Source organism: Ochrobactrum sp. BTU1 (assembly GCA_018798825.1).
GTDB lineage: Bacteria > Pseudomonadota > Alphaproteobacteria > Rhizobiales > Rhizobiaceae > Brucella.
Genome location: CP076356.1, coordinates 595,412 through 609,696 on the forward strand (window position 1 = coordinate 595,412; position 14,285 = coordinate 609,696).

Genomic DNA, 14,285 nt, shown 5'->3' on the forward strand with positions numbered 1-14,285 from the left:
AACATTCATGTGAAAGGTAGACCCATGAATCAACTGCCAATTCTCGAGCGACGCCGCATCGAAGCGCTGGTTCTAAAAAATGTGTACGAGGTTCTTCGCACGCGGTCAGGCGAAGAAGAAGCTCAGGCTGTGATCGGGGAAGCCGTATCCCGTTCAGCTATAGAACAAGGCAAGAATTTTGCTGTGGAATTGGGGCATACGCCCGACCTCGAGGACTTCGCCGATATCCTACCGCTCTGGACCAAAGACAATGCCCTTGAAATCGATGTGTTGTCACAGGGCAAGGATCACTTTGATTTTAATGTGAAGCGTTGCCGCTATTCGGAAATGTATCGCGAGATGGGACTTGGCCATATTGGCCATTTGCTGTCTTGTAACCGCGATGGTGATTTCTGCATCGGCTATAATCCAGAAATGAAATTGGAACGCACACAAACCATTATGCAAGGCGCAAGCCATTGCGACTTCCGTTACAGCCTTGAGACAAAACAACAAGGAGCCTGAGATGCCGGTTGAAAATTGGACTTCGAACCAGCTTGATGATCTGATTGCCTTCCGCCGCGATCTTCATGAAAATCCTGAACTGCTTTACGATGTAAACAGAACGGCTGAAAAAGTCGCCGAAGCGCTGCGTGCGGCGGGTCTCGACGAAGTGGTTACAGGCATCGGTGGCACAGGCGTGGTCGGCGTCATTCGTGGCCAAAGCAACAATTCAGGCCGGGCTGTTGCTTTGCGCGCCGATATGGATGCACTCCCCATCCTGGAAGAGACTGGCGCACAATGGTCATCAAAAATCCCCGGAAAAATGCATGCCTGCGGACATGACGGTCACACCACAATGCTCTTGGGCGCCGCTCGCGAACTTGCGAAAAGCAGAGCCTTCGACGGCACTGTGATTGTTATCTTCCAACCTGCCGAAGAAGGCGGCGCCGGCGCAAAAGCCATGATCGATGACGGACTTTTCAAACGCTGGCCGGTCAACGAAGTTTATGGCATGCACAACCGCCCAAATCTCGACGTGGGCAAGTTCACCATCAATTCAGGCCCAATCATGGGGTCAGTGGACGTTCTTGACATCACGATCGAAGGCGTCGGAGGGCATGCGGCGTCTCCGCATCATACGATCGACCCGATCCCAGTTACCGCAGCGCTCATTCAGGCCATTCAGACGCTGACGGCTCGCACCGTTGACCCTTTGGATTCTGCGGTTATTTCGATCACCACAATTCACGGTGGCGATGCTTTCAATGTCATCCCACAGTCTCTCAAACTAACCGGCACAGTGCGAACATTACGAGAAGAGGTGCGCAATCACATTGAAGACCGCCTCACCCGTGCGGTGCAGGGCATTGCCGATGCATTCGGTGCGAAAGCCACTCTAGACTATCAACGCAACTATCCAGTTACCGTCAATCATGAGCATGAAACCGAGCTCGCAGCTCTTGCCGCTGAAGCGGTTGCGGGCATAGGCCATGTCACACGCGACATGCCAGCAACGCTCGGCGGAGAGGATTTTGCTTTTATGCTCAATGAAGTGCCCGGGGCGATGATCAATATCGGCAATGGTCCGAGCGCTAACCTCCATCATCCAAAATATGACTTCAACGACGATGCTATCGCTTGGGGTTGTTCCTATTGGACGCAGTTGGTCCGCCAAAGGCTGCCTATCTAAACCCCATACGCCACAGCTTCTTAGGCGTCTTCTAGCCGCTAGAGCATTTCCAGTTTTCGTTGAAACCACGGAAATGCTCTTTCTATCTGTTATTTCCGGCATTTACCTACAGCCGCTTCGCGCTTTTAGGGATGCAGCTTAGATGAACCTGCGGCTTTGTTGAAATCAACGACCCGTCACATCTTGCCATAGACTGCCTCAGCAGATCCAAAATCTGTTTAAATGTCCATATCCTTCGAGTTCGGGTACCGCTGCAATAATAGAGGTGAGGTTTTCTATTTCCAGCCGCTAGCACGGGTATCTGGATCCAATTGATAGCACCACCCGCGTCTGATGATATTCAATCGCTGTAAAGACAGTCTTTCAAAGCCTTTGCAACGATTTCAATTGCGGCGAAATTCGCGGCTCAGCACAGGCTCCTGTTTGAGGTTATCGAGCCAGTTGGTATCGAGTTTTGGGACGGACGAGAACAGCAGCCTTGAATAAGGATGGCTCGCCTCGCCTCCCATCATGTCGGGACGCAGCTGCTCGACTTTCTTGCCCCCATACATCACGATCACTTCGTCACAGATCGCGCGAACGGTGGAAAGGTCGTGACTGATAAACAGATAGGAAAGCGACAGTTCGCGCTGGAGTTCCTTCAACAGATCAAGGATGGCCGCAGCAACGACGGTATCGAGCGCCGAAGTGATTTCATCGCAGATGATCATCTTGGGATTGGCGGCCAAAGCCCGGGCAAGATTGATGCGCTGCTTTTGACCACCGGATAATTCACCAGGCCTGCGATAGCGCATAGTGCGCGGGATCCGCACCATATCAAGCAGTTCGTCGACCCGTGCTTCCCGGCTTTTGCCGTCCATACCGTGATAAAAGCTCAATGGGCGGGAGAGAATGTCCCCAATCGATTTGGCCGGATTAAGTGCGGTATCAGCAAATTGAAAGACAATCTGCAATTGGCGCAATTGCTCGCGACTACGATAGCGCAGATCGCTTGGCATGTCCTCGCCATCGAAGCGTATTTTGCCCCGCGCCGCAGGCAAGATACCCGCAATCACCCGCGCAAGCGTGGACTTGCCACAACCCGATTCACCAATAATCCCTAGGTTTTGCCCCCGCGACAGTTCAAGACTGACATTGTCGACCGCAATCATCGCCGGTTCACCACCGGTTCCCACCACACCATAGCCGGCAAGGATGTTCTCCACCTTCAAAAGTGGCGCGGGGCTTTGCCTCTCCTGCTCATCCATTGTTGCACGCGCATGAGCGACAGGCTCAAAGGCTGCCAGCAGTTCCTTCGTATAAGGATGCTGCGGATTATGCAGAATATCTTGTGTGGAACCCATTTCCTGGATTTCCCCACCCTTAAGCACCACAATCCGGTCTGCAATCTGAGCCACAACCGCAAGATCGTGGGAGACATAAACACCGGCAATATGCTGCTTCTTCATCACCGATTTGAACGCACGCAACACTTCAATCTGTGTCGTGACATCAAGGGCCGTCGTCGGCTCATCAAAAATCACAAGCTTGGGGCCGCCAATAAGCGCCATGGCTGCGGAAAGCCGCTGTAATTGCCCGCCCGACACCTGATGCGGATAGCGATCGCCAATCGTTTCAGCATGGGGCAAGGCAAGCGCCTTGAACAGTTCAACAGCCTTCTTGCGTGCCTCCTCCTTCGACATCAGCTTGTGGATCTTCGTCACCTCAATGACCTGATCCATGATGCGGTGGGCGGGGTTAAACGAGGCTGCAGCACTTTGCGGAACATAAGACACTTCCGTCCCACGCTTGGCTGCCCGTTTGCCCTCCGAAAGCGTGACAATGTCCTGCCCTGCAAGCGCTATTGTGCCGCTCGTTATGCGACAACCCGGACGCGTGTAACCCATCAATGTGAGCGCAATCGTCGTCTTTCCAGAACCACTCTCGCCAATAAGGGCAACAATCTCCCCTTCTGCAATCTCAAAGCTCACATCACGGATGATCTCAACCGTACGTCCTGCATCCGTCTTTGCATCCACGCGCAGATTTTTGATCTCGACAAGATTACGCATTCATTCACTCCTGTCGCGGATCTTTTGCGGAAGATTATCAATCAGCAGATTAACGCTGATGGTGAGGCTTGCAATGGCAATCGAAGGAAACACCACGGCAGGCGCTGCAAAGGAGAGGCCACCGATATTTTCTTTCACCAACGCGCCCCAGTCAGCAAAGGGTGGCTGAACACCAAGCCCAAGAAAGGACATGCTCGACAACAGCAGAACGATAAACACAAACCGCAAACCAAAATCAGCCAGAACCGGTCCGATAATGCCCGGCAAGATCTCAGAGCGAATAAGGTAGCCAATCTTCTCCCCACGTGCGCGGGCAACCGTCACATAATCCATGGTGTTGATGTTGATCGCCAATGCACGGGCAAAGCGATAACTGCCCGGCGTGTAAATCACTGCCATCGTGATAATCAGGATCGGGATCGAAGACCCCACACCAGCCACAATAACCAATGCAAGGATCTTGCTCGGTATCGATGTCAGCGCATCCAGAAAGCGGCTCAGGGCGGAATCAAACCATCCGCCAATCACTGCAGCGCTCATTCCAAGCGTCACACCAAAGAAACAGGCCAGAAACACCGCCGCAAGCGAGATGCCAACGGTAAAGCGTGCGCCATAGATAATCCGCGAGAGCATATCGCGGCCCAGATAATCAGTCCCCAGCGGAAACTGGGAACTTATAGGGCCAAAGAAATCAAAATCGACAATCTCTCCAACCGGATGCGGCGCGATCCAGGGTGCCGCAATGGCGACCAGTGCCCAGCACAGGATGATCAGGAACGAAACCGTACCAACCAGATTAACCCGATAACCAAAGCGGGGAGATTTTGACTTGCGCTGACTTGAAACAGAAGCGGTCATGATTATCGCAGCCTCGGGTTTGAAACGATGGCAATAAGGTCGGCTATGGTGATGAGCAGAAGATAGCCAAAACAAAAGATCATCGCACAGGTCTGAATAAGCGGCAGATCACGCGTTGCAACAGCATCAAGCATCAGCTTGGCAATGCCAGGATAATTGAAGATGGTTTCAACGATAATCACACCGCCAAGCAAATAAGACAGCGATAAAGCCACCGCATTCACAATGGGCCCAAGTGCATTGGGCAAGGCATGCACAATCACCATCCGACTGCGTGAAGCCCCCTTCAAAAGCGCCATCTCGACATAGGCTGTGTTGAGTGTTTCAAGAACCGCTGCTCGTGTCATGCGGATCATCTGCGCCGAAATCACAAAACTAAGGGTGATGACCGGCATGGCAAAGACTTTGAGGAGCCCAAGAAAGGATGTCACCTCATTGGCCATCGAAAGAGCGGGAAGCCAGCCCAGATAAACCGCAAACACAATCACTGCGATGGTTGCGACCATGAATTCCGGCACCGAAATAACCGAAATCGTAATAATCGAAACAAGGCGATCGTAAATCGTACCCCGCATGATTGCAGCCGTAATGCCGAGAAACAAGGCAACCGGTACCGAGATCGCAGCCGTCACACCGGCAAGCTTCAGCGAATTCACCAGCCGGTTGCCCAGCAAATCTGCAATCGGGACATTATTGACATAAGAGACACCAAGATCACCGCGAAGCAAGTTTCCAAGCCAATACAAAAAGCGCAGAAAAGCCGGCTGGTCGAGGTTCATCGCCTGACGAAGTCCGGCAACCGCTTCAGGGGTTGCTGCCTGCCCAAGCAGGATCTCTGCCACATCTCCAGGCAGCATCGCGGTTGCAAAGAAGATCGTAAACGCAACAATCAAAAGCGTAACGACCGCAACAACAAGGCGCTTGGCAACAAGGTTCAACAATGGTGACTTTATGGTCATGCGCGGCCCCATTCTCGGGTGAAACAGCCAGTTTGGGCAAAACAAATGTTCTGCCCAAACCACAAAAGCAGGATTACATGACCAAAGGTCAGGCTTCCAGCCACACATATTCGGCAAAGGAATTGCCCATCAGATTTCCGCTCGGCAATGGGCGGATACCTTTGACCTTTCCACTATAAGCATCAAGTCCATCATAAAACGTTGGAATGATTGTGCCAGCATCGGCACTCACGATCCCCTGTAGTTCGCTGTAAATCTCCATCCGCTTTGCGTCGTCGGTAAGACCACGGGCTTCGGAGAGCAGCGCATCGAATTTCTCGTTCTGAAATTTACTCTCATTCCAGCTTGCGTCAGATTTGTAGAATTGAGAGAACATCGCATCAGGCGTTGGACGCGGATTGATATTGCCGAAACATATTGGCGCTTTGAGCCAATAGTTCGACCAGTAACCATCAGCCGGAACGCGCTGGACGTCGAAATTTAGACCAATTTCTGACGCTGCCTGCTGCAAGACCATTGCGATCTCGACAGATTGCTGTGCAGCACTTGAAGCAACAATTGGAATTGTCTTGCCGATGAGACCCGCCTCTGCGAGCAACGACTTTGCTTTCTCTGGATCGTATGGCGTTGGTGCGAGGTCTTGGCGGTAAAAGCGGCTCGACGGCGGGATCGGCTGGTCGTTCCCCAGTTGCGCAAAACCTCGAAAAACCGCCTTGCTCACGAGGTCTCGGTTGATCAGATGTTTGATTGCCTGGACAAATTTTCCGTTGTTGCCCGGATCCTGATCGAGACGAATAATCAGATTGGTATATTGGCCGGCAACGGTGCGCAGCAACTGGTGACCTGCATCAGTGATTTGGGTAGCCGCCCGGGGATTAACGTTTGCAATAATGTCGACGTCACCCGCTAGTAATGCATTGAGCCGCGCTGTCTCCTCTTGGATAGCAAAGATCTCAATCTCATCGAGATAAGGTCCGCCCCCTTGCTTCCAATAGTTTTCATTTGCTTTCATGCGTGATCGAGTGCCAGGGCTGAATTCCGTGATTTTAAATGCGCCAGTTCCAATACCCTGATTGAAGTTACTGGTGCCATTTTTTACGATTAGGAACGCCGGCGTTCCCATCAGAGCCGGAAGATCGGCATTTGCACCGGTCAATTCGATCGAAACCTCATGATCACCGGTCTTTTTGACCGTATCGATTTGAGAGGCAATCGCTTTAGCGCTGGATCCGGTTGCCGGGTCCTTATGACGCAAAAGCGTGAAGACGACATCGTCGGCACCAAACGGGGAACCATCGTGGAAAACGACGTTCTTGCGCAACTTGATGATCCAGCGCTTGGCATCGTCTGTCTCGAACGCCTCTGCCAGTTCCATTTGTGGCGTGAGCGTATCGTCAAGCCGAGTGAGACCATTATAGATGCTGTTGACGCGAATATAGTCGATATTAAATATCGCGCGTGCCGGATCAAGTGTATCGGCGGTGCTGCTGGCATAAGTCGCAACGCGTATTTTGCCACCTTTCTTTGCAGTTTGCGCAAATGCTTCCGTCGCGTGCGTCGCGATTGCGCCCGCGCCGCTCACCGTCATACCCGCCGCTAGCAGCATCTTAAGCACATCGCGACGCGATGCGCCCGAGCGGAGGTTCTGATCAAGTGTTAACTTTTCTGTTTCACTGAGGTTTTTGTAACAGATGTTGATTTTGGACATTTCCAGTTCACCCTCTTTGGTTTTGTTATCAGATTATGCTGCAAAGGCGGAACGCATCCTGAATGGCCGAGTAAATGTCTCGACTGGCGATAGCGTCGCCGATGCGATGAACTTCAAAGCCACTCCGTGCAGCGGCCAGATCTGTGGCTTCAGGCAGTTCGAAATGTGTTTCCCCAAGATTGGCTGCATTCTCTCTTAAGGCAAAAAAGATATCGGCGAGTGGGATTGTGCCGTTATCGACAACGACTTGGCTCGCCACTCGTGTCGTGATCTCACCCGTCAGCTCGTTCTGGAAATACGCCTGCAACCCATTGTCTGTCCTCTCGACCTTGATAAGACGGACATCAACGGTTCTTGGAATGTTTAATTCGGCGAATTTTTTTCGGAAGCCAGATTTGTCGGTGTAAGACATTTCAAAAGCCAACATTTCGTCCAGCATCGCGTAGTGAATTTTCTTGCCTCTTGTCGTGAGTTCCAAAGCGCAAGACGCCGCGCTCTGGCGGCCCGTTCCGTCGAAGATCAGGATATCTTCATGAGCGGGCACAGCATTGGTGAGAATGTCCCAAACACTGGTGCACAGTTCGCCACCCTCAATAAATTCCAGATCCGGAAGCCCGCCGGTTGCCACAATGACCACATCGGGCTGTTCACTAAGAACATCAGATTCGTCAACATATGCGTTCAAACGGACATCGACACCCAGCCGTTCAATTTCCTGCACGCGCCAATCGACGATTCCCTGGAGATCGCGGCGTTGCTTCGGGGTAGCCGCAATACGTATTTGACCGCCCAACTCAGCTGCTGCTTCAAAAAGAACAACATGATGCCCACGTTCCGCACTCACACGAGCAGCTTCCAGACCGGCAGGCCCACCACCAACCACAACGACTTTCCGGCAGTTTTCTGCTTTTGTCAGTTGATGTGGCAACACAGTCTCGCGGCCGCTGGATGGATTATGAACGCAATGCACTTTTTTATAGAGACAATAGGATGCGCCGACACAAGGGCGGATACGCTCCTCATCTCCTCGCATAATTTTATTGACGATCTGTGGATCGGCGATATGCGCCCGCGTCATTCCAATAAGATCGACAATGTTTTCACGAATTGCATGTCGAGCTGTCGCTACATCCCGCACACCAGCTGCGTGGATAAGTGGAAGCTTGACTGTCCGACGAAAAGCTTCAACCTCTTTGAGAAACGGCGCACTTTTTTGAAAGAGCCCAGGCATATTATGTTCCGAAAGGAGTAGATCGGAATCCATGCGCCCATATATGCTATTGAAGTAGTCGATTGTCCCTTCAGATTGGAAAATCTCGGCAATCTCGGCACATTCTTCCGCACTCAAACCACCGTCTCCACCCTCGTCAATGACCAACCTGATCCCGACGATGAACTGATCTCCGACTTCCTTGCGGATGGCTTCGTGCACCATAAGGCCAAATCGCGCTCGATTGCGCAAACTGCCGCCAAATTCATCCGTGCGTCTGTTGGTCAGAGGAGAAAGAAATTGCCCGATCAAATGTCCACCAGTGACGGTTTCAATCCCGTCAAGTCCAGCCTCCAAGCAACGGCGCGCTGCCTTCGCATAGTCGGTTACGATCCGCGCAATGTCATAACGATCCATTTCACGCGGAAAATTTCGGTTGCGCGTCTCGCGCACGCGTGATGGAGCAACCACCGGCAGCCACGAACTTGAAAAGGCGGTTGCGCGCCTGCCGAGATGGGAAACTTGCGAGATGATCGCGCAGTCGTGCTTATGAATACGCTCTGCCATGGCGGTTAGATGTGGAACAATGGCGTCGGAGCTCAAATTGAGTTGTCCACCGCCCCAGCTTGAATCCCGTGACGACATGGCGGAGCCACCGATCATTGTCATTGCCAGGCCGCCCTTAGCCTTCTCTTCATGATAAAGCTGGTAGCGCTCAAGCGGCATACCACCATCATCGAGCATGGAAGCATGAGAGGTGCTGATTATCCGGTTCTTCAACAGCAAGTGCTTCAGCTGAAATGGTTGCAAAAGCGGATCACCGCTCACTGTTTTCTCATTTCCAGGTTTAGCAATCGATATCACACTCACGAAGCTGCTCCATTACAGGTTACTGGCAACTCCGGTGGGATCTCGACGGTTTCGCAACCGTTTTGACCTGCTGTTGGGTAAATACCTCCAGTGGAGCTTGCCTTCCGCTATTAGCCTGCAGAAACAGAATTATTTGTAGGTTCAAAAAACGTATGGTGCTATACGCTGAGCGTATGACAGAACAACTTTCACGCCTCATTCCTTCACCGCGGTCCCTTCTGGTTTTTGAAGCCGCTGCACGTCATGGAAGTTTCACGGGTGCGGCGGCTGAATTCAACGTGACCCAACCCTCGATCAGCCGATGTATTTCACAGTTGGAGAACGAGTTAGGCTTCCGTTTGTTTGACCGTCACTCAAAAGGGCTGATCGTCACGCTCGAAGGTGAGCAGTTGGTTGTTTCAGTCAGAGAGAGCATGACTGCCGTCAGCAAAGTAATAAGAGATGTTCGTGAAAAGGCAGGCAAGCGTTCGATCACAATGTCCATGTCGAGCTCTTTTGCTACCCATTGGCTCATCCCCAGACTTGGCGATTTCAATGCAGCCTTTCCAAACGTAGACTTGCGTTTTGAACTCATCTCAGGGGTCATGCGTGAAGTGACGGGCGACGTGGATATTGCCACGAGAATTGTTGAAGACAACGACCCTCGATATGACATATGGGATTTTGCACCTGAGATCATCATGCCAGTTTGCAGTCCCCAGTATCTTGCAAGTCACGGAAGTATTGATGATGAAGATGTTTCACGTCACCTATTTTTACATTTGACTGATCACCACCGCACCCAATGGCAGCCATTCTTGGATGCTCACACAGCGGCGAATGCAGGCATCTGGAACGAATTTTCAGATTATGCGGTGATCTTACAAGCTGCGACGCAAGGCAAGGGAATAGCATTGGGATGGATTAGTGTGATCGCCAGTGCTTTGAATGAAAAGACCCTGGTTAGAGCATCGAAGAAACAACGCTCGACCGGACGAATCCATCGCTTGATCGTCCCCAAATCGAGGCCTTTTCCCTCACTCACACACGAAATTTGTGAGTGGTTTCAGTGCGAAATGAAGACTGACTTAGAAAAGAACGCTCTAACCTGAGGGCACCAGGTAGTTTGCGCCTCCAAACCAAAAGTGGTTCGCCGCCAATTCCGGTCGCGCTCTTCTCTCTCACCGCTACAAGTTTCTACGACAAATCTTTGCCGATGCCGACGATCTCACGTCGAAAATGCAACCTCGTCCTGATCGACTACGTCACCGCTCACATTCTGTTTTTGAAACTAGATAACGGGCATCTCGGGAGACGCGCAGATGATGTAGGCCCTTCTCCTGCAAATCATCGCTGCATGGGTTGTGCTGTAGTTGGGGGTGAAGGACGCGAGCCCTCCTCGAATGCGGCATATTGAGCGGGGTTTCAATAAACAGCCCCATGGAAGATGGCGACGGTTAGCATGTGCGGAAGCGCTTGTTGATCAAGTTATGCCAGCTGCGCAGCAGGACCATGAGAGTCCATATTGCATTCTGATTGGCGGTAAGCGCCGTCTGTTTTCCGAAAAGATATCCACGTTTCTTGTCAAAAAAACTTCTGCTCGCGCTAACTAAAGACCTTCGGTTGCACTGAGGGACAATACGAACAAAAAGGGGCGGGTCATGGGCGACCCGCTCGATATTCTTCCTTCTTTCGCCGACACCAAAGTCGCTATGGTCGGGGCCATCGCCCCAAGTAGCACGGCGTGCGACGGTCAATCCATGCTTCCAGCCCTTCGCGAAGATCCTCCGTGGGAACCATCCGAGCGAACTGCTCTGCTTCAATCAAAAGGCCTTCACTTATGCTTTGGTTGATGCCACGTGTGACAGCGGAGAGAATACTTGCGACGGCCAACGAAGAATGACGGATAATTCGTCCTGCCAATCGATGTGCGGCAGGTAACAGGTCGCAATGCTCGACGACCTGGTTGATCAAGCCCAATTCCATGGCGCGTTGACTGGAAAACGCATCGCCAGTCAGTAAAAGTTCAAGCGCACGTTTTCGCCCTGCCAAACGCGGCAAACGCTGCGTACCGCCAAAGGTGGGTGGCATTCCCAGATTAATCTCAGGCTTGGCGAAAGTGGCTCTTTCGCTGGCGATGGCCAGTGGCACAGCCTCAGTGATTTCGCAGCCACCGCCATAAGCAAGACCGTTGACGGCAGCAACTATTGGCTTTCGAAAGGCCTCAAGCCTTGCAGTCAGCCGTTGACCTCGATGAACGAAAGCCTGCAGGGCAGCATCCGGCCCCTCTGCCACACTCTTTGAGAATTGATGAATGTCACCGCCTGCGGAGAAAGCTCGCTCACCGGCACCCGTCAAAATAACAACGCGAACGCGGTCGTCGACTTCAATTTCGTCAAGTAGTGCAAGGAGGCGATCGATCAGTTCATAGTTCAACGCGTTCAGCTTTTCAGGACGATTAAGCGTGAGCGTTGTGATTGGACCATCGCGATCGACTAATATTGAGCTGCTCATTTTGGTTCCTTTTTTTGAAGCCTTACTGAGCATAAGCTGCCTCAACTTGCAGCTTGTGTATATTCACTGGTCGGTATACATTGTTGCCATGAAAGCGCCGACACCTCCGACTCGGGACCGTATCATCAACGCTGCTGCGAAGCTGTTCTCTATGGATGGCGTGCGTGCCGTCAGCCTTGATGCAGTGGCTGAAAAGGCTGGCGTCACCAAGCGCACCCTCTACTATCATTTCGAAAGCAAAGACGATTTGATCGCCGCATATCTCGATGGAAGAGATTTGCCGAACCAATTGCTTTTCAAGCGCTGGTTTCGCGATATGCACGGCAATATTTCTGAGAAGACACAAGCCTTATTCAACAATCTGGCTAAATCGACAGGAAGCCGAAATTGGCGCGGATGTGGTTTTTTGCGCACAGCCGCGGAACTCGCTAACATGCCCGGTCATCCAGCTCTCGAAGCCGCCAGGATTCATAAGAAGAAAATCGAAGCCTGGCTTGCAGAGGAATATGCGTCAGGGAATGTGTCGAGCTGTCCCCAGGCGCTAGCCAGACAAATTGTTCTGCTCATGAATGGCGGTTTTGCACTTGTGATGCTACACCGCGACCCATCCTATCTCGAAACTGCGGGACAAGCCGCGAGAGCATTGATCGAAACGCAACTCTCAACTTAAAATCCAGTGCACAAATTCTGACAGAAGCGTGCAACGAGGCGTAGAAAATTTAAGTAAGCCGCCTCCACGGACGGAAGTCATATCCTCCGAACTGCCTTGCGCAACACGTAAGTAGCGTGAAGTTCGAGCAAAAAGCCCGGATGTGTCCTTTAGTTGAATTTTGCCATTTCCACCTCTGCACCGCGACCAAGGGATATCATCCAGTCCTTTATCTCACGCCGACTGGTGAGCTGACGTCCATAGTGATAACCGAGCTCGCGGCTGAGTTCGCCCCCTCGTCCCAGCTGCTCGTCGGCAAAGGCAACCATGCGCGAATTCGGCCATGCCTGCGGCCGGACCTTAGCGAGGCGCTGGAAAAGAACTTCCGCCGGTTCATCAGAAGCAGCTTGTGCCATGAGAGTGAGCATTGCTGCTGTCGATCGCGACACACCCATATGGCAATGCACTAGAATATGAGCCTCGGTATCACCATCCTTTCGAGACTGGAAAGCGTGACCAAAATTCAGAATTGCTTCGGTATGCTCCTGCGAGGGTAAAATTTGTCCCTCAATATCCGCAATTATATCATGAAAACGCAAAGTCGTGCGCTCATGCGCGCCAAAGTCGGAAAACTCAGTCAGGTCCGGTCGCTCTGGGTCTATTATAGAAAGGACATGCGTAACGCTTTTGTCACTGTGCATCACCAGTTCGTGGATCCCACAGATTGTAAGTTGGGGCGAAAGAAGAATTTTCACAATTGGTCACCATGCAATGTTAATCGGTTGAGAATGCGAGCAATGTCGATGGAGTCAGTGGGCATTCAATCTGTAAATTTTGATGATAACAAGAGGATATAGGGCATTCGTCTTTTTCGGCAGCACATAGGCAATTTCAAGTCTTTCTGGGATATGAACGCGTGCTCGCACGCCTCTAAAAGCATAAGCGCAATATACCGCTAAGTTGCACTTTAAGGGATCGCAATTATTGCCCGGCAAGTTAATCCTGCCTTGTCTGGACAGCCAACTTCAACGCCCCGTCAGTTCAAACGGCGATAATCGCCGTGTCAGATGCGATCCTGCCACTAGTCCGCCTCGGGCACCAAAAGAGTGGCTCCTGTTATTATGGCTAGCGGCAAAAGCATTCATGAATTACGCAAACAGCGCCGCATCGTGGCTTCTGAGACATGGAACTCCGCGCCAAACGGATTTTTCCTCCAGATGGCTGGAAAATCATTTTATCGAGCAATAATTTCACTTAGCCGTAGCAGAGCGTTGCCTGATCTTTCTCTCGAGCACGATCGCCTCGCCCGCAGGGCGCCGCAGACGATCAATCTCTTCATAGCCAAGCGCACCAGCTAGTTTGAGGGACGGAATGTTCGCTTCCCCGATCAGGCAAGCCGTTGGATTGATGTGATGTTCGTCAAACCACCGGTGCGCAGAGATCGCCGCCTCCCTTGCATATCCCCTGCCATGAAATGCGGCCGTTAATGTCCATGTACACTCGATTGATGTGCTGGCGCATCGCCCTAAATCTCTTTCGAACTTGGCAAATCCCATTTTCCCAACAAAGGAAGAGGTCGATTTCTCGATGATTATGAATTGACCGAAGCCTTCCAATGTCCAGTGGCCAATGTCTCGCAGAAACCTGGCCCATGCCTCGGTTCGTGTTAGGACGCCACCAATATGAGCGGTCACAACAGGCTCTTTGAACATTTCATAAAAAGGTTCAAAGTCACCTGCCACAGGCTTTCTTAAGATCAACCGCTCCGTCTCAATCATCAGTAAACCTTCAACATCCCATACCAAACTGTCAGGC

12 protein-coding genes are annotated in these 14,285 nt (G+C 51.7%); 4 read left to right on the forward strand and 8 right to left on the reverse strand.

Annotated features, from left to right (window positions below; genetic code table 11):
- The first annotated feature begins 24 nt into the window (after window positions 1-24).
- A complete protein-coding gene (locus KMS41_21790; GenBank protein ID QWK80391.1) occupies window positions 25-504 on the forward strand; it encodes an L-2-amino-thiazoline-4-carboxylic acid hydrolase in 480 nt (159 codons plus the stop codon).
- A gap of 1 nt (window position 505) precedes the next feature.
- Window positions 506-1,672: an amidohydrolase gene (locus KMS41_21795; GenBank protein QWK80392.1), complete on the forward strand. Its 1,167-nt coding sequence runs from the start codon at window positions 506-508 to the stop codon at window positions 1,670-1,672.
- A 383-nt stretch (window positions 1,673-2,055) separates the two neighbouring features.
- Here KMS41_21795 and KMS41_21800 read toward each other — a convergent pair whose 3' ends face one another.
- From KMS41_21800 to KMS41_21820, 5 genes are all read right to left on the reverse strand, one after another.
- Entirely contained in the window at window positions 2,056-3,723 is a 1,668-nt protein-coding gene (locus KMS41_21800) for an ABC transporter ATP-binding protein (protein ID QWK80393.1), read from the reverse strand.
- Complete coding sequence (locus KMS41_21805) at window positions 3,724-4,587, reverse strand: ABC transporter permease (GenBank protein ID QWK81160.1); 864 nt, start codon at window positions 4,585-4,587, stop codon at window positions 3,724-3,726.
- Window positions 4,584-5,534, reverse strand: a complete 951-nt coding sequence (locus KMS41_21810; protein QWK81161.1) for an ABC transporter permease — start codon at window positions 5,532-5,534, stop codon at window positions 4,584-4,586. Before KMS41_21810 ends, KMS41_21805 begins: the two co-directional genes overlap by 4 nt.
- A gap of 94 nt (window positions 5,535-5,628) precedes the next feature.
- Window positions 5,629-7,248, reverse strand: a complete 1,620-nt coding sequence (locus tag KMS41_21815) for an ABC transporter substrate-binding protein (GenBank protein QWK80394.1) — start codon at window positions 7,246-7,248, stop codon at window positions 5,629-5,631.
- 28 nt (window positions 7,249-7,276) lie between these two features.
- Complete coding sequence (locus KMS41_21820) at window positions 7,277-9,319, reverse strand: NAD(P)-binding protein (protein ID QWK81162.1); 2,043 nt, start codon at window positions 9,317-9,319, stop codon at window positions 7,277-7,279.
- Between the two features lie 182 nt (window positions 9,320-9,501).
- Between KMS41_21820 and KMS41_21825 the strand changes: the two genes are divergently transcribed.
- Window positions 9,502-10,419, forward strand: a complete 918-nt coding sequence (locus tag KMS41_21825; protein ID QWK80395.1) for a LysR family transcriptional regulator — start codon at window positions 9,502-9,504, stop codon at window positions 10,417-10,419.
- 598 nt (window positions 10,420-11,017) lie between these two features.
- On the opposite strand, the gene KMS41_21830 is transcribed toward KMS41_21825, so the two are convergent.
- Window positions 11,018-11,821 (reverse strand): crotonase/enoyl-CoA hydratase family protein, encoded by an 804-nt coding sequence (locus tag KMS41_21830; protein ID QWK80396.1) that lies wholly within the window; start codon window positions 11,819-11,821, stop codon window positions 11,018-11,020.
- 88 nt (window positions 11,822-11,909) lie between these two features.
- On the opposite strand from KMS41_21830, the gene KMS41_21835 reads away from it, so the two are divergent.
- Window positions 11,910-12,491: a TetR/AcrR family transcriptional regulator gene (locus KMS41_21835; protein QWK80397.1), complete on the forward strand. Its 582-nt coding sequence runs from the start codon at window positions 11,910-11,912 to the stop codon at window positions 12,489-12,491.
- 149 nt (window positions 12,492-12,640) lie between these two features.
- Here the strand turns inward: KMS41_21835 and KMS41_21840 are convergent, their stop codons facing one another.
- Together KMS41_21840 and KMS41_21845 are read right to left on the reverse strand one after the other, a co-directional pair.
- The gene (locus KMS41_21840; protein ID QWK80398.1) at window positions 12,641-13,225 is read right to left on the reverse strand and encodes a protein-tyrosine-phosphatase; all 585 of its coding nucleotides are present in this window, start codon (window positions 13,223-13,225) and stop codon (window positions 12,641-12,643) included.
- Between the two features lie 495 nt (window positions 13,226-13,720).
- Window positions 13,721-14,248 carry a GNAT family N-acetyltransferase gene (locus KMS41_21845; protein QWK80399.1) on the reverse strand — a complete coding sequence of 176 codons (528 nt, stop codon included), beginning with the start codon at window positions 14,246-14,248 and terminating at the stop codon, window positions 13,721-13,723.
- Window positions 14,249-14,285: the final 37 nt, after the last annotated feature.

Bases quoted from the DNA above. Each gene is read 5' to 3' on its own strand.
- KMS41_21835 (QWK80397.1), top strand. From the start codon at position 11,910: ATGAAAGCGCCGACACCTCCGACTCGGGACCGTATCATCAACGCTGCT.
- KMS41_21815 (QWK80394.1), bottom strand. From the start codon at position 7,248: ATGTCCAAAATCAACATCTGTTACAAAAACCTCAGTGAAACAGAAAAG.
- KMS41_21800 (QWK80393.1), bottom strand. From the start codon at position 3,723: ATGCGTAATCTTGTCGAGATCAAAAATCTGCGCGTGGATGCAAAGACG.
- KMS41_21830 (QWK80396.1), bottom strand. From the start codon at position 11,821: ATGAGCAGCTCAATATTAGTCGATCGCGATGGTCCAATCACAACGCTC.
- KMS41_21795 (QWK80392.1), top strand. From the start codon at position 506: ATGCCGGTTGAAAATTGGACTTCGAACCAGCTTGATGATCTGATTGCC.
- KMS41_21845 (QWK80399.1), bottom strand. From the start codon at position 14,248: ATGATTGAGACGGAGCGGTTGATCTTAAGAAAGCCTGTGGCAGGTGAC.
- KMS41_21825 (QWK80395.1), top strand. From the start codon at position 9,502: ATGACAGAACAACTTTCACGCCTCATTCCTTCACCGCGGTCCCTTCTG.
- KMS41_21790 (QWK80391.1), top strand. From the start codon at position 25: ATGAATCAACTGCCAATTCTCGAGCGACGCCGCATCGAAGCGCTGGTT.